Source organism: Serratia sp. KH_031, from assembly GCF_057839655.1.
Map to the genome: position 1 here is coordinate 1136145 of NZ_CM174496.1, position 20995 is coordinate 1157139.

Here is a 20995-nt window from a genome sequence, read left to right on the forward strand (position 1 = left end):
CGCCATGAATGCTCGGGAATGAGTGTAGGGTGACGGACAGAATAGGGGTTCATTTTGGATATACGCAGACAGTTTGCTCGTTTTACCGGGTTGTTGTTTTTGGTTATGTTTTGGGCACCGCTCAGTTGGGCTGCACAGGGTTGGCAACCGCTGGCGGAGACGATCCACAAAAGTGATCACGATCCGCGAAACTATCAGGCGATTAAGTTAGCCAATGGCATGACGGTATTGCTAGTTTCTGATCCTCAGGCACCTAAGTCATTGGCAGCGCTGGCATTGCCGGTGGGTTCGTTGGAAGATCCCAACAGCCAATTGGGTTTGGCACACTACCTTGAGCATATGGTGCTGATGGGCTCCAAACGCTATCCAGAACCTGAAAGTCTGTCTGAGTTCTTGAAAAAACATGGTGGCAGCCACAACGCCAGCACTGCCTCTTATCGCACCGCGTTCTATTTGGAAGTGGAAAATGATGCGTTAGAACCGGCAGTTGATCGTATGGCGGATGCTATCGCTGAGCCTTTGTTGGACTCGAGCAACGCCGATAAAGAGCGTAATGCGGTTAATGCTGAACTGACCATGGCGCGTTCCCGCGATGGGATGCGTATGGCGCAGGTCGGAGCCGAAACCTTGAACCCGGCGCACCCAAGCGCACGTTTCTCCGGCGGCAATCTTGAAACGCTGAAAGATAAACCGGGCAGCAAACTGCATGATGAGTTGACCGCGTTCTATCAACGCTATTATTCCGCCAACTTGATGATGGGGGTGTTGTACAGCAACCAGTCATTGCCACAGTTGGCAGAAATGGCAGCTAAAACCTTTGGCAAAATTCAAAACCATGATGCCAGCGTATCGCCAATTACCGTTCCTGCGGTCACTGCGGCGCAAAAAGGTATCATCATTCACTATGTTCCAGCGCAACCGCGTAAGCAGCTGAAAGTAGAATTCCGCATTGATAATAATAGTGCGGAATTTCGCAGTAAAACGGACACTTATATCGGCTATCTGATTGGGAATCGCAGCAAGAATACCCTGTCTGACTGGCTACAAAAACAAGGTTTGGCAGATGCGATCAATGCGGGTGCCGATCCGATGGTGGATCGTAACGGCGGCGTGTTCTCGATCAGTGTGTCGTTGACCGATAAAGGTCTGGCGCAGCGCGATGAAGTGGTCGCTGCGATCTTCAACTACCTGAAAATGCTACGTAGTGAAGGTATTAAGCAGAGCTACTTTAATGAAATTGCCCATGTATTGAATTTGGACTTCCGCTATCCGTCCATTACCCGCGATATGGATTATATCGAATGGTTAGTGGATACCATGCTTCGCGTTCCGGTCGAACACGCTCTGGATTCATCTTATCTGGCTGACCGCTACGATCCAAAAGCGATTGCCCAACGTTTAGATGAAATGACGCCAGAAAATGCCCGCATCTGGTTTGTCAGCCCGGATGAACCACATAATAAGATGGCGTACTTCGTTAATGCGCCTTATCAGGTCGATAAAATCAAACCTCAGCGTTTTGCCGAGTGGCAAAAGATGGGGGAAAAGATTGCTCTGTCTTTACCGGCGCTGAACCCTTACATCCCGGATAATTTCAGCCTTAACAAACCGACTCATAAGTACCGCAAACCAGAAATGGTGGTGGATCAACCGGGCTTGCGCGTGTTGTATATGCCGAGCCGCTATTTTGCTGATGAGCCAAAAGCGGATGTCACCGTGGCTTTCCGCAATGCCAAAACGATGGATTCAGCACGTAATCAAGTGCTGTTCTCCCTGACCGATTATCTGGCTGGTTTGGCTCTGGATCAGTTGAGCTATCAGGCATCAATTGGTGGGCTGAGCTTCTCGACTTCGCCAAATAACGGTCTGATGTTTAACGCCAATGGTTTCACTCAACGTCTACCGCAACTGCTGACTTCACTGATTGAAGGCTACTCCAGCTTTACGCCAACCGAAGATCAGTTAGAGCAGGCCAAATCTTGGTATCTGCAACAACTGGATGCGGCAGAAAAAGGTAAGGCATTTGAATTGGCGATGCAGCCGGTACAGATGTTATCTCGCGTGCCTTATACCGAACGAGAAGAACGTCGTAAGGTGTTGAAGACACTGACATTGAAAGATGTATTGGCCTATCGCAATAGCTTGTTGACTGATGCAACCCCAGAATTGCTGGTGGTGGGCAATATGAGCAAGCAACAGGTGGATACTCTGGCCTCTTCACTGAAACAAAAACTGGCTTGTACTGGCGTCACGTGGTGGCACGGCGAAGATGTACAGATCAACAAAGCGCAGCCGGCGAACCTGCAACGCCTTGGCAGCAGTACCGATTCGGCGTTGGCGGCGGTATATGTCCCGACGGGTTATGATGAAGTGACCGGTATGGCTTATAGCTCATTGTTGGGGCAAATCATTCAGCCTTGGTTCTACAACCAATTGCGTACTCAAGAACAGTTGGGTTATGCGGTGTTTGCCTTCCCGATGGCCGTAGGGCGTCAGTGGGGTGTCGGTTTCCTGTTACAGAGCAACGCCAAACAACCAGCCTATCTCTATCAGCGTTATCAGGATTTCTATCCGAAAACCGAAAAACGCCTGCGTGAGATGAGCACGGCAGATTTCGATCAATATAAGCAGGCGATGATTAATGAGTTACAGCAGCGTCCGCAAACCCTGAGCGAAGAAGCTAGCCGTTTCAGCAATGATTTCGACCGTGGCAATTTCGCATTTGATACCCGTGAAAAAGTGATTGCTCAGGTTAAACAATTGACCCCGGCCAAATTGGCGGACTTCTTCCAACAAGCGGTGATCCAACCGCAAGGTTTGGCCGTATTGTCTCAAGTGAGCGGTAACGACCAGAAGAAAAGCGATTATGCTGCCCCGAAAGATTGGGTGACTTATCCAAATGCTTCTGCGTTGCAGCAAACTTTGCCACGTAAGGTCATTACACCATGACATCAGTAACCCCGCAGAAGTTAGAACCACTCAGCCTGCCATTATTTGGCGAACGTTTGATTGAGGCTTCGGCGGGAACCGGTAAAACCTTTACCATTGGCGCGTTATATCTGCGTTTGCTGCTTGGCTTAGGTCAAGCAGCGGCTTTCCACCGCCGATTGACGGTGGAAGAGATCTTAGTGGTTACTTTTACCGAAGCCGCGACAGAAGAGTTACGTGGGCGTATTCGTAGCAACATTCATGGGCTGCGTATCGCTTGTGTGCGTGGCAAAAGCGATAACCTGTTATTCACTGACTTGTTGGCAGAGCTCGACGATAAATCAGATGCCGCCGCGCTACTGCTGGCGGCAGAACGGCAGATGGATGAAGCTGCTATCTATACCATCCATGGCTTTTGCCAGCGGATGCTCACTCACAACGCCTTTGAATCTGGTGTGTTGTTCGAACAAACGTTGGTACAGGATGAATTACCGCTACGTCGGCAGGCTTGCGCTGATTTCTGGCGGCGCCACTGTTATCCGTTGCCGCTGGGTGTTGCCCGTGCGGTGAGTCAGGAATGGAGTGGCCCAGAAGCCCTGCTGGCCGATTTGGCTGGCTACCTGCATGGTGAAGCACCCAGTTTGCGTCAGCCGCCTAAAGATGAAGAAACCGTATTGATGCGTCATGAAAAGATTATGGCTCGTATCAATGATCTCAAAGCGCAATGGCAGGCAGTTGCAGGGGAATTAGAGGCGTTAATCAGCCAGTCTGGTGTCGATAAACGGAGCTATAGCAGTAAACATCTACCCAATTGGTTGAATAAGGTTGGCGAATGGGTAGGGCAAGACACGCAGGATTACCAATTACCGAAAGAGTTGGAGAAGTTCCGCCAATCGGTACTGCTTGATAAAACCAAAAAGGGCGAAGCTCCACAGCATGTGTTGTTTGTTGCTATCGACGAACTGTTTGCTGAACCACTGACGCTGCGTGATCTGATTATGGCGCGTGCGCTGCGCGAAATTCGCCTTTCCATTCAACAAGAAAAACGTCAGCGTGCGGAGCTGGGTTTTGACGATTTACTCAGTCGATTGGATGGTGCGTTACAAAGCGCGGGGGGGGAGCAACTGGCGCAGGCAATCCGTCAGCGTTATCCGTTGGCGATGATCGATGAATTCCAAGATACCGATCCGCAGCAATATCGTATCTTCCAAAAAATCTATGTCGGACAGCCCGATTGTGGATTGCTGTTAATCGGCGATCCGAAACAGGCAATTTATGCCTTCCGTGGTGCGGACATTTTTACCTATATGCGCGCCCGTTCTGAGGTAAGCGCCCACTATACGTTAGAAACTAACTGGCGCTCGTCTCCTCAAATGGTTGCCAGCGTTAATCGCTTGTTTTCTCAGGTAGAAAAGCCTTTTCTGTTTGGTGAAATTCCTTTTATCAATGTCGCGGCGGCAGAAAAGAACCAAGGGTTGGTTTTCGAGCTACAAAATCAGCCGCAACCCGCGATGCAGTTTTGGTTGCTACCGGGGGAAGGCGTTGGGGTTAGTGAGTACCAACAACTTATGGCGCGCCAGTGTGCTACGCAAATCCGTGATTGGCTCAGTGCTGGGCAGAGCAGTCAGGCGTGGTTAACCGAAGGGACTGACCAGCGGGCGGTGCAGGCATCAGACATCACCATTCTGGTGCGTAGTCGTAACGAGGCGGCCTTAGTACGAGATGCATTAAGCGCTCTGGATATTCCTTCGGTCTATCTTTCCAACCGCGATAGCGTTTTTGATACGCCAGAAGCCAAAGATCTGCTGTGGTTGTTACAGGCGGTATTGACGCCAGAACAAGAGCGCACGTTACGCAGCGCGATGGCGACGGGGTTGTTGGGACTCGATGCTCAAATGCTTGATGCCCTGAATCATGACGAAAGTGCTTGGGATGGACTGGTCGATGAGTTCGACCGTTACCGTACCCACTGGCAGCGGCGTGGTGTATTGCCGATGTTGCGTGAAGTGATGAGCCAACGTCATTTGGCCGAAAATTTGTTGGCTAGCCCCGGCGGAGAACGCCGTCTGACCGATGTGATGCATTTAGGTGAGCTGCTACAAGAGGCTTCGGCTCAACTCGATAGTGAGCATGCCTTGGTGCGTTGGCTGGCGCAACAAATTACCCAACCTAATCGTCAATCCGATAATCAACAACTCCGTTTGGAGAGCGATCGCCATTTGGTACAGGTGATTACTATCCATAAATCCAAAGGGTTGGAGTTTAATTTAGTGTGGCTGCCGTTTGTCGGCAACTTCCGCCAACAACAACAGGTGTTGTATCACGACCGCGATAGTTTCCAAGCGTTGTTGGATTTGAATGCCAATGAAGAGAGTATCGCTTGGGCAGAGGAAGAGCGGCTGGCGGAAGATCTGCGACTGTTGTATGTGGCACTGACCCGTTCGGTCTATCACTGTAGTATTGGCATCGCGCCACTGATTCAAGGAACACGCAAGAAGCAGGGTGAAACTGATTTACATCGCAGCGCATTAGGGTACCTGATTCAGCACGGGCAAGCGGGCGATGCAGTTTACCTGGACGAATGTTTGCAGCAATTACGTGGTGACGGTATTGCGCTGTCGGCGGTCGAAACGTTAGATGAGCAGCCGTGGCAACCACAGATTGCGGCTATGCCGGAGTTGGCTGCTAAACACTTCACGCGGCAGGTACAGGATTTCTGGCGCGTAACCAGTTATACCGGTTTGCAACAGCATGGCTCTGGCACGATACAGGATTTGCTACCGAAGTTGGACGTGGATGCGGCTGGCGAACAGACCACAACAAGTGAGCCAGTACTCACACCTCATACTTTCCCGCGCGGTGCAGCGCCGGGGACTTTCTTGCACAGTTTGTTTGAAACGTTGGATTTTAGCCAACCGTTGGATGATGTTTGGTTGTTGGAGCAAATCCAAAAACAAGGGTTTGCAGAACATTGGTTGCCAGTATTACATGATTGGATGCAAGTGCTACTACAGACACCGTTGAACGACACGGGCGTTGCACTGGCGGCTTTGACACCACAGCAAAAACAGGCTGAATTGCAGTTTTACTTGCCGATCGACCGCTTACTACAAGCCAATGAGCTGGACGCGTTGATTAAACACCACGATCCGCTCTCTGCCCGATGTTCGGCGCTGAATTTCCAGCAGGTTCAGGGGATGTTGAAAGGCTTTATCGATCTGGTGTTCTGCTGGCAAGGTAAATACTACCTGCTGGATTACAAATCTAACTGGTTGGGTGAGGACAGTAGTGCCTATACCCGTCCGGCGATGGAACAGGCCATGGCGGAACATCGCTACGATCTGCAATATCAGCTTTATACCTTAGCGTTACACCGTTATTTGCGTCATCGGCTGGCTGATTACGATTATCAGCAGCACTTTGGCGGTGTTATCTATCTGTTTTTACGAGGTGTTGATGCGCAGCACCCCGGTAACGGTATTTTCGCCTGCCGCCCAGAATGTGCCTTGGTTGAAGGGATGGATGCGCTATTTAGTGGCTCGGAGTGTGAGGCATGATCACGTTATTGCAACAGGCGCTGGCCTTAGGTGTTTTACGCCCTTTGGATGTGCAATTTGCTCGAGTCGTGGCAACTGATAATGAACCTGATATTTTGTTAGCAGCGGCTTGTTTGAGTGCGGAGGCGGGGGCAGGGCATGTGTGCCTAATGCTTGAACAATTGTTGCCAGAGAACCTGTTTGAAGGTCGACAGCCCGAATTAGCGCAGGCGATGTGGCAAGCTGCCGGACAGCCGGATATTGCGCGTTGGCGGCAGCGTTTGTCTGCTTCACCAGCCGTTAGCGATGGCAGTCAAGCCACGCCACTGGTATTGCAGTCATCACGTTTATACCTGCAACGGATGTGGCAAAACGAAGGTGAAGTCGCTGTTTTTATTCGCAGTGATAGCGTTCCTCAGAACGTAGATGAAATGCAATTACGAGCCATCCTCGATCGGTTGTTTGGCGTAGCAACAGGCGAACCCGATTGGCAGAAAATTGCCGCAGCGGTGGCGGCTACGCGGAAAATATCGGTGATCTCTGGTGGGCCGGGAACCGGTAAAACCACCACTGTCGCTAAATTACTGGCGGCGTTGATCCAACTTGCCGATGGTGCCCGACTACGTATTCAGTTAGCGGCACCGACCGGTAAGGCTGCCGCACGTCTGACGGAATCGTTAGGAGCAGCTAGCCGTAAGCTGGGATTGCCGCCGGAGCAACAGATGTTATTCCCGAGTGAAGCCACGACTTTGCACCGCTTGTTGGGCGCTCAACCTAATAGCCAGCGGATGCGTTATCACAGCGGTAATCGACTACATCTGGACGTTTTGGTGGTGGATGAAGCCTCAATGGTGGATTTACCGATGATGGCGCGGTTGATTTCGGCATTACCTGAACAGGCGCAGGTGATTTTCCTCGGCGATCGCGACCAGCTTGCTTCTGTGGAAGCGGGGGCGGTATTGGGTGATATCTGCCGCTTTGCTGAACAAGGTTATAGCGCCGCACGTGCTGAGCAACTCACCCGACTGACAGGGTGTGCACTGTCTGGTAACGATCAATCGCAGGTTGCCAACGTGCGCGAAAGCCTGTGTTTGCTGCGTAAAAGTTATCGCTTTGATGCACAGTCCGGTATTGGTCAACTCGCCTTAGCGGTAAACGCGGGGGAAGTTCAACAGGCTCGTAAGGCACTTAACGGTAGTTTTAGCGATGTGACTGGTTACCCCTTAGCGGAAACCGAAGATTATCAAATGTTGCTCGACCACTGTGTGATGGGTTATCGCCATTATTTACAGCGAATTTCAGCAGGGGCTGAAGCCGTAGAAGTCTTGGCTGAATTTGGTCGTTTCCAACTGTTGTGTGCTTTACGCGAAGGCCCATTTGGTGTGGCAGGGCTGAATGAGCGAATTGAAAATGGCTTACACCGTGCAGGCTTGATACACCGCTCGCCGGGTGGGTTAGGGCGTTGGTATGTTGGTCGTCCGATCATGATTGGGCGCAATGATAGTGCATTGGGGTTGTTCAACGGCGATATCGGTATTGCTTTGCACGATGCCAATGGCGATTTGCGTGTTCACTTCCAACTCCCCGATGGCAGTATAAAATCGGTGCAACCTAGTCGTTTACCGATGTATGAAACCGCCTACGCCATGACGGTTCACAAATCTCAAGGCTCTGAGTTTGACCATACGGCTCTGGTATTGCCAAACCATTATCTACCGGTATTGACCCGTGAGCTGGTCTATACCGCTATCACCCGTGCACGCCAACGGCTCTCGTTATACGCCACCGATAACGTGTTAGCGAATGCCATTCGCACACCGACTCAACGCCGTAGTGGGTTGGTAGAAAGGTTAAAAGCAGAATGACAGGGGAGCATTGCTCCCCTCAAGCATTACAAATCCGCCAGCAGGATCTTGGAACGACGTTGGTAGTTGTACAGCGCTTGTTTTTGCATTGGCAGCACTTCTACATCGGCTGGGGTAAAGCCCCGCTCTTGGAACCAGTGGATACTGCGGGTGGTGAGAACAAATAGCTTTTGCAGCCCCATTTGGCGTGCTTGCGCTTCTACCCGTTGCAACAGCATTTCACCACGCGATGAGCTCCGGTAATCCGGATGTACCGCGACACAAGCCATTTCACCGATGCGTTCTTCCGGGAACGGATACAGCGCCGCACAAGCGATGGTCAGATTATCGCGTTCAATAATAGTGAATTTGTCGATCTCCATTTCCAACTGTTCGCGCGAACGACGCACCAAGATACCTTGTTGTTCCAGGGGACGAATTAGTTCCAGAATACCGCCGATGTCATTAATGGTCGCGCGGCGTACCTGCTCGGCACTTTCCATGACGATTTGTGTCCCGATACCGTCGCGGGAGAACAGCTCTTGCACCAGCGCACCATCCTCTTGATAACTAATCAAATGGCTACGACGTATACCGCTGCGGCAGGCTTTGACTGCGCCACGCAGGAAACGCACGGTGCCTGAGTGGTAATCACCACTGGTTTCCAGTTCCTCGAGGCGACGCTGAGCATCATTGGGAAATAATTCGGAAATAATATTGCCTTCTGCATTGGTCACGCCTTGTGATGAGCAGAAACCGATCATTTTTTCAGCCTTCAATTTGATCGCCAATTGGGTGGCGACTTCTTCGGAGGTCAGGTTAAAACTCTCGCCGGTCACGGAAACCGCGACTGGGCCGATGAGCACAATGGCTTTGCTATCTAGCTGGCGATGAATAGCTTCTTCATCAATACGGCGAATACGACCGCTGTGGCAATAGTCGACGCCATCATCGATGCCTAACGGTTGAGCGATGATAAAATTACCGCTGACCACATTAATGTGGGCACCTTGCAATGGCGTGTTGTTCAGGCTCATCGACAAACGAGCGGTGATATCTAATTGCAATAATCCAGCCGCCTGTTTGACCAGCTCTAACGTCTGGGCGTCGGTCACGCGGGTATATTTATGGTAAACAGGTTCTAAATTATGTTGCGCCAGATTGGCGTCGATCTGGGGGCGAGCGCCATAAACCACAACTAAGCGAATTCCTAGACTATGCAGTAGCCCAATATCGTTGACGATACTGGGGAAGTTTGGGTGTTCGATGGCTTCACCACCGAGCATGACCACAAAAGTCTTGCCACGGTGGGCATTAATGTAAGGTACTGAGTGACGGAATCCTTGAACCAGCTCTGTACTACGTTCCTTCACGGCACATCCTCTTTGCATATTTATACGGTATTTTTGTATTTTTATTCTTTTCTTGTATTGATGGCAAGTAAGAAATTATCCGTGCTCACCTATTAATGGCGTTAATTCGTTAACAAATTGAAAAACCATAGAAAGATTTTCTGATGACAGCACCGGGCGGATTAGTTAAAGTTTTTGCCAATCTTATTTTATTGGCGTTTTTTTAATCTGTTACCTGTTGGAGCCGCATGACAAACTCGAATCACAATCTGGGCCGCCGTCGTTTATTACAAGGGGTTGCCGCAACCTGGTTGCTGAGTGTGAGCCGTGTGGGCTTTGCCGCTTCGTCACATGTTATTGCCGTTCGTGTTTGGCCTTCCTCAACCTATACCCGCGTCACGCTAGAATCCAATATTGCACTGAAATATAAACAGTTTGCGTTGACTAACCCTGACCGTATCGTGGTGGATATTGAAGATATCAACCTGGATAGCGTGTTGAAGGGCATCGCCGAACAAGTGCAAAAGGGTGATCCGTATTTGAAGCAGGTGCGTGTCGGCCAGTTTGACCAAAATACCGTCCGATTGGTGCTGGAGCTTAAGCAAAGCGTGAGTCCGCATATGTTTACCCTCGCGCCAGTGGCTGAGTACAAGAACCGCTTGGTGTTGGATCTTTATCCCACCAAAAGTGCTTCCGGTGAAGAGTATGATCCCCTATTGGCATTGCTAGAAGATTACAACAAGGGCGATCTGGAAAAGACCTTGCCTGCACCGGCAGAAGCGCCACAACCGGGCAAAGCGGGGCGTGACAGACCGATTGTGATCATGCTGGACCCGGGACATGGCGGTGAGGACCCAGGGGCGATTGGTAAATTTAAAACGCGTGAAAAAGATATCGTCTTACAGATTGCACGTCGTTTGAGCACCATGATTAAGCGAGAGCCAAACATGAAGGTGTTTATGACGCGTAATGAGGATGTGTTTATTCCGCTTAAGGTGCGGGTGGCAAAAGCGCGTAAACAACGTGCCGATCTGTTTGTTTCGATTCACGCTGATGCTTTTACCAGCCGTGCGGCACGGGGTTCTTCGGTATTTGCCTTGTCGACAAAAGGGGCGACCAGTAGCGCTGCTAAATTCTTGGCTCAAACTCAGAATGAGTCGGATCTGATCGGTGGTGTGAGTAAAAGTGGTGACCGTTATCTGGATCACACCATGTTCGATCTAATGCAAACAGCGACCATTAATGACAGCCTGAAATTCGGTAAGGAAGTGCTGAACCGAATGGGGAAAATTAACCGTTTGCACAAGAATCGTGTCGATCAAGCCGGTTTTGCGGTGTTGAAAGCACCGGACATCCCATCGATTCTGGTAGAGACCGCGTTTATCAGTAACGTTGATGAAGAGCGTAAGCTGCGCACCAGTCATTTTCAGCAACAAGTAGCGGAATCCATTTTGGCAGGGATTAAGGCGTATTTCTCCAACGGCGGAGCACTGGCACGTCGGTAGAGAGGATTGGCTACCCAAAATAATTCGAATCGCATCAAGGCGGCGACGCAGCGAAGCCCCGGGAGCTTACTTCAGTAAGTGACTGGGGTGAGTGAGGAAAGCCAACACAGAGGCGGTTTGAAGTATGAAGGGTAGATACAAAAAAACACCCGTTAAGGTGTTTAATTGATGTCATCAAGATTGGTTGCGGAGGCCGGATTTGAACCGACGACCTTCGGGTTATGAGCCCGACGAGCTACCAGGCTGCTCCACCCCGCGTCCGTCTTGATGCTTATGTTATCGAAACTAATCTTTCATCTGACACTGCTAATACAGTATCAATTGGTTGCGGAGGCCGGATTTGAACCGACGACCTTCGGGTTATGAGCCCGACGAGCTACCAGGCTGCTCCACCCCGCGTCCGTCTTGATGCTAGATTATCGAAACCAACCTTTCATTTGATACTGCTGGTACAGTATCGGTTGGTTGCGGAGGCCGGATTTGAACCGACGACCTTCGGGTTATGAGCCCGACGAGCTACCAGGCTGCTCCACCCCGCGTCCGATGGAAGCGCACTATACGCTGCATTCATTATGTTGCAACCATTTTTGACCATTAATCTAATGAAATGCATTTTTTTGCTGAATTACTCCCCATGTTGCGTTCTTTTTCATCATTGTCTGCTGCTTGGGCTTTTTTAATTCCTGAGATTCCTTTATCTGGGAGCGTTTGCTATCGTTCGTTGGTAGATCCTATTTGTGTGAGAGCGGGTAATGAAAGGACGTTGGAGTAAGTACCTACTGGGTGGGTTAGTGGTTGCGGTGTTGGCTGGATGTTCCTCTAAGCCAACCGATCGTGGGCAACAGTATAAAGATGGCCATCTGGAACAGCCGTTGGAATTGGTGAATCAACCAAACGCTAAAGGTACGCCGGTGAACGGCAAGGACTACTCAAACCAATTGATGGAAATCCAATATGCGTCTCCGTCTTTGTTTAATCGCAACAACAACACCTATCAGGCGGTAGAGAGTTGGATGGCTTCGGGGGCTGATACTAGCAAGCTCGCGCAGTACGGCCTCAGCGCTTATCAAATGGAAGGGGCAGACAATTACGGTAACGTACAGTTTACCGGTTATTACACGCCTGTATTGCAAGCACGTTACACCCCGCAAGGTGAATTCCGTTATCCGCTGTACCGTATGCCACCGAAAGGTAAAGGCCGTTTGCCGAGTCGCGCGCAGATCTATTCCGGAGCATTGAGCGATCGCTACATCATTGCGTACACCAATTCGCTGATGGACAACTTTATGATGGAAGTCCAGGGCAGCGGTTATGTTGATTTCGGTAATGGTCAACCGTTGGTGTTCTTCGGCTACGGTGGCAAAAATGGTCATGCCTATCGCAGTATCGGTAAAGTGTTGATTGACCGTGGCGAAGTCGCTAAGCCTGATATGTCGATGCAGGCGATCCGCCATTGGGCTGAAACTCACAGTGAAGCTGAAGTGCGTGAGTTAATGGAACAGAACCCTTCGTTCGTGTTCTTCCGCCCTGAAAACTTCGCTCCGGTGAAAGGCGCCAGCGCGGTGCCGTTGATTGCTAAAGCCTCAGTGGCTTCTGACCGTTCACTGATCCCGGCGGGTAGCACGTTGTTAGCTGAAGTACCTTTACTGGATAACCAGGGTAAATTCACCGGAAAATATGAAATGCGTCTGATGGTCGCATTGGACGTTGGCGGGGCGATTAAAGGCCAGCACTTCGATATTTATCAGGGGATTGGCCCAGAAGCGGGACACTCAGCGGGTTTTTATAACCACTATGGGCGAGTTTGGGTACTGCGTGGCGGTAGTCCTAGCCCTTCAGTATTTAGCACTAATACATCGCCAACAACCAACAGTGGCTCGATATTGGTTACCCGCTGATCTACAACCGTTTTTTAACTATGAAGAGCTGGGTTCAGGTTACCCGGCTCTTGTCATTTGCAAAGTAAGGTATTAACGCGTTATGAGCACTCTCTATTCAGAAGCCTATCTGCAACGGTTCGGTGGTACGGCACGGTTATACGGTCAGCAGGCACTGGCGCTGTTTGCCGAGGCGCATGTGTGCGTAATCGGTATTGGTGGGGTGGGTTCATGGGCGGCAGAAGCGTTGGCACGTACCGGGATTGGTGCGATTACGCTCATTGATATGGATGATGTCTGCGTGACGAATACCAACCGCCAAATTCACGCGCTACGGCAGCATGTTGGACAGTCTAAAACCGAAGTGATGGCGGAACGGATTCTGGCAATTAACCCTGAATGTTGTGTCACCTGCGTTGATGATTTTATTACTCCGGATAACGTGGCGGAGCTGCTGAACCATAATTTCAGCTATGTGATTGATGCTATCGATAGCGTGCGGCCAAAAGCGGCGCTGTTGGCTTATTGCCGTCGTTATAAGATCCCTGTGGTGACAACCGGTGGTGCAGGAGGGCAGATCGATCCTACCCAGATTGCCGTCGTTGATTTGGCAAAAACGATTCAAGATCCGTTGGCGGCCAAACTGCGTGAGCGACTGAAGAACGATTTCAACGTGGTGAAAAATAGCAAAGGCAAACTAGGGATAGACTGCGTATTTTCCAGCGAACCGCTGGTTTACCCGCAGCCGGATGGTTCAGTTTGTGCTTCGCGCAGCACGGCAGAAGGGCCAAAGCGCATGGATTGCAGTGCTGGTTTTGGTGCTGCGACCATGGTGACCGCCACATTCGGTTTTGTTGCGGTATCCCACGCGTTGAAAAAGATGATGGCGAAGACGGTGCGTCAGGCGTAGTGGCTTGCGGTGTCTTTCACTGCGGCGGCCAGCGCAGCTAGACCGCTGGCACGCGTGGCACTGAGTTGAGCTCGTAGCGCCAACTGATCGAACAACATCAATGGATCGAGCGCCAGCAACTGTTGTGGCGTTTTTCCTTCGACGGCGGTCAACAGCACCGCCAGTAAACCTCGCACGATGCGGCCTTCGCTGTCGCCATAGAAATGCAGCGTTCCATCGCTCAGTAATTGATGCCCAAACCAGACGCGATTTTCACAACCGCTGAGTTCTAACTCTGACTGACGCTGCTCTTCGGGTAACGACGGTAACTGTTTTGCCAGCATGATCAACTGACGATAGCGATCTTCCCACTGCTTAAGTGCGGTGAATTTGGTGATCAGAGCTTCGGCGGTAATCTCTCGGCCAAAAGGATGGGGGGCAATCATGGCGTCTCCTAATCTGCCAGCAAGTCGATGGCGTTGATCAAGGCATCCACCAGTGCATCGACATCTTCCACGGTGTTGTAGGGGGCAAACGAGGCACGTAATGTACCGCTGACACCCAATGCTGCCATCAGTGGTTGGGCGCAGTGTTGTCCTGCACGCAGCGCGATGCCTTGCTCTGCCAGTAGCGTGACGATATCGCTGTGGTGAATACCGGCGATGTCGAAGGCTAATAAACTAGAGTTGGAACAGCGGAAGCTGCGAAAACCCGGTAATTGTGCCAATCGTTGTTCGGCAATCTGTGCTAATTCTTGACAGTATTGTTCTGCCGCCGCCAGATCTTGTGTTTCCAACCAACTCAGGGCGGCAGATAACCCGAGCACGCCAGCAATATTAGGTGTTCCTGCTTCAAAGCAATGTGGCGGTTTTTGTGGGGTAAAGCCCTCGAAGGAGGCGTGAGTCAGCATTTTACCGCCACCTTGCCACGGAGCCATCGCTGCTAACAGGTCACTTCTACCATACAGTGCGCCGATGCCGGTCGGGCCGTAAAGTTTATGGGCGGAAAAGGCATAGAAATCGATATTCAGAGCTTGAACGTCGGCCGGGCAGTGCACGATGCCTTGGGCGCCATCGATCATCACTTTGGCATCAAACTGATGCGCTAAACTTATCGCTAATGCGAGATCGGGACAGCCGCCGGTCACGTTAGACATCTGGCCTAAGGCCAGCAGACGCGTTTTATCATTCAGCAGTTCGGGCAATTGTGCCAGATTAGGCAATAAATCGTCGCCTAGTGGCAATTTTACTACGCGAGCACCAGTTTGCTCGGCAACCATCAACCAAGGGATCAGATTAGCGTGATGTTCGGCCTCACTGACCAAAATCTCATCACCCGGTTGTAAACGTGAGCGTAAGTAACTCTGCGCCACCAAGTTGATAGCCTCGGTGGTGCCACGCGTCCAGACAATATCATTGGCATTTGGCGCATTGATCAGCGTAGCCACCTGTTGGCGAGTCTGTTCGAAACGTGCGGTCAAATCTTGTGCGGCGCGATGTTGGCTGCGGTGTACGGTGGCGGCATCATCACGATAGAATTGATGAGTGGCGTCGATCACGGCTTGCGGCTTGAGAGCAGTCGCAGCGCTGTCCAGATAGATCCCGGTTTGCGAAATTGCGGGAAACTGGCGGCGGAATTCGGTGGGATTAAAAGGCGTCATACCCTGATTTCACTGGCTGAAGTAAGAAGCGATCCTGTCTTATTTTAGCGGTTGAGACAAATATTTAAGCAAAAAAAAAGCACCGCAAAATTAGCGGTGCTGCATAAAATCACTATGGACAGACAGGGTAAATGTACAGGAAGTGAAAAAAACAGTAGCTTAGCTACTATGTCCGGATTACCAGACAATTTGCAAACACAACATCACAACCACAAAGCCAAAAGTTCATCGACACTTTGAGCGCCCAATCCCTTTTCGTTCCGGCCCGGGGAAGTTGCGTCACTATAGGTATTTGCTGGCGTACTCACAACGGACAATTTATAATGTCTCGGATTAAAAAAACTAATGGCATAGGGTGAGTATTGCGATCCTTTATTAAGCGATATCATGCCATCCGATTTTTTATGCAGAACCATTCATAAAGTTGTTACACAAAAGTAGCTAATTCATGTCAAAACGCTTACCACCACTGAATGCATTGCGGGTCTTTGACGCGGCAGCTCGTCATCTGAGTTTTACTAGGGCTGCTGAGGAGCTGTTTGTCACGCAGGCTGCGGTGAGCCACCAAATTAAGGCATTAGAGGATTTCCTCGGCTTGAAGTTATTTCGCCGCCGCAATCGTTCGTTATTGCTGACGGAAGAAGGGCAAAGCTATTACCTCGATATCAAAGAGATTTTCTCTTCGATCAATGAGGCGACGCGCAAGTTACAGGCACGTAGTGCCAAGGGGGCATTAACCGTCAGTTTGCCGCCAAGTTTTGCCATCCAGTGGTTGGTGCCACGTCTTTCTGGCTTTAACTCAGCTTATCCGGGGATCGACGTGCGCATACAAGCCATTGACCGCGAAGAGGACAAGCTGGCGGACGATGTTGACGTCGCGATTTTCTATGGCCGTGGCAATTGGCCGAATGTACGTGTAGAACGTTTATACGCAGAATATTTGCTGCCGGTTTGTGCTCCTAGCCTGTTAACGGGAGAGCGGGCGATAAAATTACCGGGAGATCTGGCCGAACATACGCTGTTGCACGATACTTCACGCCGTGACTGGTTGGCTTATACGCGTCAGTTAGGATTGCAACATATCAATGTGCAGCAGGGACCGATCTTCAGCCATAGTGCGATGGTGGTTCAGGCTGCGGTTCATGGCCAAGGGGTTGCGCTAGTCAATAATGTGATGGCGCAGACTGAGATTGAAGCCGGACGCTTAGTGTGTCCGTTCAACGATGTGTTGGTCAGTAAAAATGCTTTTTATCTGGTATGTCATGACAGTCAGGCAGAACTGGGTAAAATAGCCGCCTTTCGCCAATGGATTTTGGCGCGTGCTGCCAGTGAGCAGGATAAATTTCGCTTCCGCTATGAATAATGAAACCGTTGGCTGTTACGTGGCCGTCGGTTGATTTTAATAAGGTAAATAATGATGAGTAGCCGTTTAATGCTTATTTTTGCTGCTATCAGTGGTTTTGTTTACGTTGCTCTGGGAGCCTTTGGGGCGCATGTGCTCAGTGGTACGTTAGGCGTGAATGAAATGGCCTGGGTTCGTACCGGGCTGGATTATCAAGGGTTCCATACCTTGGCGATTTTGGCGATGTCGGTCGCGATGCAGCGCCGCGTCAGCCTGTGGTTCTATTGGAGCGCGGCATTCTTGGCGCTCGGAACGGTACTGTTTAGCGGCAGTCTGTATTGTCTGGCGCTGTCGCACCTGAAACTTTGGGTGTTTATCACGCCGATTGGCGGCGTGTGCTTCCTGATTGGTTGGATTTTGATGTTGATAGGCGCTTTGCGTCTGAGGAAAAAGGCCGAGCGCCATGAATAAGATTGCGTTGTATTGCCGCCCAGGTTTTGAAAAAGAGTGTGCGGCAGAAATTACCGATAAAGCCGCACAGCTAGAAATTTTCGGCTTTGCTCGAGTCAAAGACAATAGCGGCTATGTGTTGTTTGAATGCTATCAGCAGGATGATGCCGATCGTCTGGCGAAAGAGATCCCATTCCGTGAGCTGATTTTTGCACGCCAGATGATCGTGGTCGGTGAACTATTACGCGATTTGCCGCCAGAGGATCGTGTTTCGCCGATCGTCGGTATGCTAATGGGCGTGGTCGATCGTGGTGGTGAGTTGCGTGTTGAAGTGGCTGACACTAACGAAAGCAAAGAATTGATGAAGTTCTGCCGTAAACTGACCGTGCCGTTGCGCGCGGCGATGCGTGAGCAGAAAGTGTTAATGGCGCGCGAAAATCCATCTCGCCCGGTGGTGCACGTGTTCTTTATTGCCCCCGGTTGCTGCTATGTGGGTTACTCCTACAGCAATAATAATTCACCGTTCTATATGGGCATTCCACGCCTCAAGTTCCCATCCGATGCGCCGAGCCGTTCTACGCTGAAATTGGAAGAAGCTTTCCACGTATTTATCCCAGCGGATGAATGGGAGGAGCGTTTAGCCAGCGGTATGTACGCGGTGGATTTGGGCGCTTGTCCGGGTGGTTGGACTTACCAACTGGTGCAGCGCAGCATGATGGTGCACGCGGTGGATAACGGCCCGATGGCACCGAGCCTGATGGATACCGGACAGGTAACGCATCACCGCGCCGATGGTTTTAGATTCGAGCCGACGCGCAGCAATATCTACTGGCTGGTATGCGATATGGTGGAAAAGCCAGCGAAGGTCACTAGCCTGATGATTCAGTGGTTGGTGAAAGGTTGGTGCCGTGAGGCGATCTTCAACCTGAAACTGCCGATGAAGAAACGCTACGAAGAAGTTGCTCAGAATCTGCAGGCAATCCGAGAAGCGTTGGATGCTGTGGGTATCAGCTCTGAGATCCATGCCAAACAGTTATATCACGATCGTGAAGAGATTACCGTGCATGTGCGCCGGATGTGGTCGGCGGTACCAGGCCGTCGTGACGAACGCTAAATACCCGTCATCTTTCAAGCTACAGGGGTGTTGGCTGCCGTCACTCACCCTAGTCACTTGGTAGGGCCAAGCTCCTAGGGATTCGTTTTGTTGCCGCCTACCTGTATCTTGAAATCTATAGGGTATTCCATTGCATACTATTTTCAGGATATAGATTCAACGAGCCGGTAACCGCAGTTGTTGTAGGTTACCGGTTAGTGTTAGATCGGTGCGTAGTGTGGCAATTTGCTTGCTGATGTACGCCATTTCGCGATGTTGTTGCAGTTTTCCGTGCCATTTCTCCGGTACTTGTTCTAAATCCTGATACAACGCGTCCAAACTTCCCGTCTGCTGTAATAACAATACTGCCGTTTTAGGGCCAATCCCTGCGACACCGGGGATTTTGCTACTGCTGATACCGGCGAGCCCCCAATAATCAGGTAACTGCTGCGGCAGGACGCCAAATTCATTTTGTACAAATGGCAGATCTAGCCAGCGTTTTTGGAAGTAATCACGGATCTGGATATTTGGTGCTAGGAGTTGGCAATAGTCTTTATCGGTAGACACGATGGTGACCTGATGGCCGCCAGCGGCGATTTTATTTGCCAGCGTCGCAGCTAGATCGTCCGCTTCGTTACCCGGTGAATGCCAACAGGCGACGCCTAAAGCTTCAAATGCCTGACGTAGTTGCGGCATCTCTTGTTGCAAGTTATCCGGCATCGGTGTGCGACCGGCTTTGTAATCGGGTAGACATTGATGACGCCAACTTTCACTGCGATCGTCTTCATCGAATACCGCCACGGCATGTGTCGGCTGACTGTGCTGAATCAACTGTTGTAGCGCATGTTGGCAAGCGGTAACGCATGGGGAGCCCTGCACGGCGTGAATACGGCGGATCAGGTTCAGTGCGTCGACGATCAGTAAATGTATTGGCATGTTTTTTCAATTTAAAAAATGAGGGCGGCTCAGAGCCGCCCGTAGGATTACGCTACGATTTCGTAGCACGGCACGTAAGCAGTGCCCGGTAATTTCATACGATGCTGGGCAACAAAGCCCTGTAGCAGGCTGTCCATCTGCTTCATCATCTGCGGATCGCCATGCAGCTTGTACGGGCCAAATTGTTCGATGGCGTGAATACCATTTTCCTTCACGTTACCCGCAACAATACCTGAGAACGCGCGACGTAACGCCGCAGCCAATTGCTCTGGTGGCTGATTCGGCGACAGGTTGAGGTTCGCCATGTTTTCATGGGTGGGCTCAAACGGCATTTGCAGATCTGGCGCTATACGCATCGACCAGTTGAAACTGTAAGCATCACCGCTATTACGACGGTTCTCTTTCACCAGCGGCATGGCTTTTTTCATCTGCCGCGCCACTTCAGCCGGATCGTCAATAATAATGGTGTAATGGCGACGAGCTTCATCACCCAAAGTATTCATGATGAATTCGTCCAGCACGCGGAAGTAATCGGCGCTTTCTTTCGGTCCGGTCAGGATCAGGGGGAGCACCTGATCGCTGTTTTCTGGGTTCATCAAGATGCCCAATAGATACAACAACTCTTCCGCAGTCCCTACACCGCCTGGGAAAATGATGATGCCGTGAGCGATACGCACAAAGGCTTCCAGACGTTTTTCGATGTCCGGCATGATCACCAATTCGTTCACCAGCGGGTTCGGTGGCTCAGCGGCGATGATCGAAGGTTCGGTCATGCCGATAAAGCGGCTGTTATGGTAGCGTTGTTGCGCGTGGCCGACGGCGGCACCTTTCATCGGCGCTTCCATCGCACCCGGCCCACAGCCGGTACAGATGTTTAGCTCACGCAGGCCGAGCTGGCTACCGACCTTGCGACCATACAGATATTCGTTTTCGTTGATCGAGTGACCACCCCAGCACACAACCATGTTTGGATCTTCATCCAAGTGCAGCGTGCGGGCGTTACGCAGAATGGAAAACACCAAGTTGGTGATGTGTACCGAATTTTCCATGTTCAGATGCTGGAAACGACCAGCGCTGGCGATTTGTCCATGGACGAATAGGATATCGCGCAGTACGGCGAACAGGTTGGCCTGCAAAGAACGGATGATACGGCCGTCAACAAAGGCGTCTTCTGGCGGATTAACCAGTTCTAATTTCACACCACGTTCGCGACGTAATACGTTGATATCGAAGGTTTCGTAGCGTGACAGCAGTTGTTTGCTGTTGTCAGTCTGACTGCCGGAGTTCAATACGGCCAGTGAACAGTTGCGGAATAAACGGTACAGGTCGCTGCTGGCGGTGCGTTTCAGCATGTCTACTTCCAACTGCGACAACAGATCCATCGAGCCAAGCGGGCTGATATGTGTAATCAAAGTTAACTCCTTTGCGTAATATCCATACAGCAGCAGAACAGCATTTCGTTATTAGTTTTGCGCACTGCCAAGAACATCGATTGCCCACTCTGCGTGGGCAATCGATTTAACCTTACCGTCCTCACTGGCTTTTTACCAATACAAACCATTCATTAGCTCAGTTGTTGAACA

The 20995-nt window shown here is 50.8% G+C and carries 14 protein-coding genes and 3 tRNA genes; 9 read left to right on the forward strand and 8 right to left on the reverse strand.

Features of this window, described 5'->3' with window-relative positions:
* Positions 1-60 precede the first annotated feature (60 nt).
* Genes ptrA through recD form a run of 3 tightly spaced genes read left to right on the forward strand, consistent with a single transcriptional unit; the run spans position 61 to position 8329 of the window.
* Positions 61-2949: a pitrilysin gene (ptrA, locus tag AC3ISQ_RS05005; RefSeq protein ID WP_489353132.1), complete on the forward strand. Its 2889-nt coding sequence runs from the start codon at positions 61-63 to the stop codon at positions 2947-2949.
* Positions 2946-6485 (forward strand): exodeoxyribonuclease V subunit beta, encoded by a 3540-nt coding sequence (gene recB, locus AC3ISQ_RS05010; protein ID WP_489351113.1) that lies wholly within the window; start codon positions 2946-2948, stop codon positions 6483-6485. Before ptrA ends, recB begins: the two co-directional genes overlap by 4 nt.
* On the forward strand, positions 6482-8329 hold the full coding sequence (gene recD, locus AC3ISQ_RS05015) for an exodeoxyribonuclease V subunit alpha (protein WP_489351115.1): 1848 nt from the start codon (positions 6482-6484) through the stop codon (positions 8327-8329). The genes recB and recD overlap by 4 nt, the downstream gene beginning before the upstream one ends.
* Before the next feature lie 26 nt (positions 8330-8355).
* On the opposite strand, the gene argA is transcribed toward recD, so the two are convergent.
* Positions 8356-9681: an amino-acid N-acetyltransferase gene (gene argA, locus AC3ISQ_RS05020; protein WP_489351117.1), complete on the reverse strand. Its 1326-nt coding sequence runs from the start codon at positions 9679-9681 to the stop codon at positions 8356-8358.
* A gap of 227 nt (positions 9682-9908) precedes the next feature.
* Between argA and amiC the strand changes: the two genes are divergently transcribed.
* On the forward strand, positions 9909-11165 hold the full coding sequence (gene amiC / locus AC3ISQ_RS05025; protein ID WP_489351118.1) for an N-acetylmuramoyl-L-alanine amidase AmiC: 1257 nt from the start codon (positions 9909-9911) through the stop codon (positions 11163-11165).
* A 181-nt stretch (positions 11166-11346) separates the two neighbouring features.
* Here the strand turns inward: amiC and AC3ISQ_RS05030 are convergent.
* The 3 genes from AC3ISQ_RS05030 to AC3ISQ_RS05040 form a co-directional block, all read right to left on the reverse strand.
* Positions 11347-11423, reverse strand: a tRNA-Met gene (locus tag AC3ISQ_RS05030).
* A 64-nt stretch (positions 11424-11487) separates the two neighbouring features.
* Positions 11488-11564 (reverse strand) — tRNA-Met (locus tag AC3ISQ_RS05035).
* A 63-nt stretch (positions 11565-11627) separates the two neighbouring features.
* Positions 11628-11704 (reverse strand) — tRNA-Met (locus AC3ISQ_RS05040).
* Between the two features lie 213 nt (positions 11705-11917).
* Between AC3ISQ_RS05040 and mltA the strand changes: the two genes are divergently transcribed.
* A complete protein-coding gene (gene mltA / locus AC3ISQ_RS05045) occupies positions 11918-13063 on the forward strand; it encodes a murein transglycosylase A (RefSeq protein WP_489351120.1) in 1146 nt (381 codons plus the stop codon).
* An 82-nt stretch (positions 13064-13145) separates the two neighbouring features.
* Positions 13146-13952, forward strand: coding sequence for a tRNA cyclic N6-threonylcarbamoyladenosine(37) synthase TcdA (tcdA, locus tag AC3ISQ_RS05050; RefSeq protein WP_489351122.1), 807 nt, complete (start codon positions 13146-13148; stop codon positions 13950-13952).
* Here the strand turns inward: tcdA and csdE are convergent.
* Positions 13943-14377, reverse strand: a complete 435-nt coding sequence (gene csdE / locus AC3ISQ_RS05055) for a cysteine desulfurase sulfur acceptor subunit CsdE (protein ID WP_489351124.1) — start codon at positions 14375-14377, stop codon at positions 13943-13945. The two genes, tcdA and csdE, sit on opposite strands and share 10 nt — an antisense overlap.
* An 8-nt stretch (positions 14378-14385) precedes the next feature.
* Complete coding sequence (gene csdA / locus AC3ISQ_RS05060; protein WP_489351126.1) at positions 14386-15591, reverse strand: cysteine desulfurase CsdA; 1206 nt, start codon at positions 15589-15591, stop codon at positions 14386-14388.
* Between the two features lie 448 nt (positions 15592-16039).
* Here csdA and AC3ISQ_RS05065 point away from each other — a divergent pair, with 448 nt between their 5' ends.
* From AC3ISQ_RS05065 to rlmM, 3 genes are read left to right on the forward strand one after another with little or no spacing between them, the layout of a single operon-like run.
* A complete protein-coding gene (locus AC3ISQ_RS05065) occupies positions 16040-16954 on the forward strand; it encodes a transcriptional regulator GcvA (RefSeq protein WP_489351128.1) in 915 nt (304 codons plus the stop codon).
* Positions 16955-17008: 54 nt separating this feature from the next.
* Positions 17009-17404 (forward strand): DUF423 domain-containing protein, encoded by a 396-nt coding sequence (locus tag AC3ISQ_RS05070; RefSeq protein ID WP_489353134.1) that lies wholly within the window; start codon positions 17009-17011, stop codon positions 17402-17404.
* Complete coding sequence (gene rlmM / locus AC3ISQ_RS05075; RefSeq protein WP_489351130.1) at positions 17397-18497, forward strand: 23S rRNA (cytidine(2498)-2'-O)-methyltransferase RlmM; 1101 nt, start codon at positions 17397-17399, stop codon at positions 18495-18497. Before AC3ISQ_RS05070 ends, rlmM begins: the two co-directional genes overlap by 8 nt.
* A gap of 156 nt (positions 18498-18653) precedes the next feature.
* On the opposite strand, the gene xni is transcribed toward rlmM, so the two are convergent.
* Together xni and ppnN are read right to left on the reverse strand one after the other, a co-directional pair.
* Positions 18654-19412 carry a flap endonuclease Xni gene (gene xni, locus AC3ISQ_RS05080; protein WP_489351132.1) on the reverse strand — a complete coding sequence of 253 codons (759 nt, stop codon included), beginning with the start codon at positions 19410-19412 and terminating at the stop codon, positions 18654-18656.
* A gap of 47 nt (positions 19413-19459) precedes the next feature.
* A complete protein-coding gene (gene ppnN, locus AC3ISQ_RS05085) occupies positions 19460-20824 on the reverse strand; it encodes a nucleotide 5'-monophosphate nucleosidase PpnN (RefSeq protein WP_489351134.1) in 1365 nt (454 codons plus the stop codon).
* Positions 20825-20995 lie beyond the last annotated feature (171 nt).

Coding starts and splice junctions, on each gene's coding strand:
- recB (WP_489351113.1), top strand. CDS start 2,946: ATGACATCAGTAACCCCGCAGAAGTTAGAACCACTCAGCCTGCCATTA.
- recD (WP_489351115.1), top strand. CDS start 6,482: ATGATCACGTTATTGCAACAGGCGCTGGCCTTAGGTGTTTTACGCCCT.
- amiC (WP_489351118.1), top strand. CDS start 9,909: ATGACAAACTCGAATCACAATCTGGGCCGCCGTCGTTTATTACAAGGG.
- mltA (WP_489351120.1), top strand. CDS start 11,918: ATGAAAGGACGTTGGAGTAAGTACCTACTGGGTGGGTTAGTGGTTGCG.
- tcdA (WP_489351122.1), top strand. CDS start 13,146: ATGAGCACTCTCTATTCAGAAGCCTATCTGCAACGGTTCGGTGGTACG.
- csdE (WP_489351124.1), bottom strand. CDS start 14,377: ATGATTGCCCCCCATCCTTTTGGCCGAGAGATTACCGCCGAAGCTCTG.
- csdA (WP_489351126.1), bottom strand. CDS start 15,591: ATGACGCCTTTTAATCCCACCGAATTCCGCCGCCAGTTTCCCGCAATT.
- AC3ISQ_RS05065 (WP_489351128.1), top strand. CDS start 16,040: ATGTCAAAACGCTTACCACCACTGAATGCATTGCGGGTCTTTGACGCG.
- AC3ISQ_RS05070 (WP_489353134.1), top strand. CDS start 17,009: ATGAGTAGCCGTTTAATGCTTATTTTTGCTGCTATCAGTGGTTTTGTT.
- rlmM (WP_489351130.1), top strand. CDS start 17,397: ATGAATAAGATTGCGTTGTATTGCCGCCCAGGTTTTGAAAAAGAGTGT.
- xni (WP_489351132.1), bottom strand. CDS start 19,412: ATGCCAATACATTTACTGATCGTCGACGCACTGAACCTGATCCGCCGT.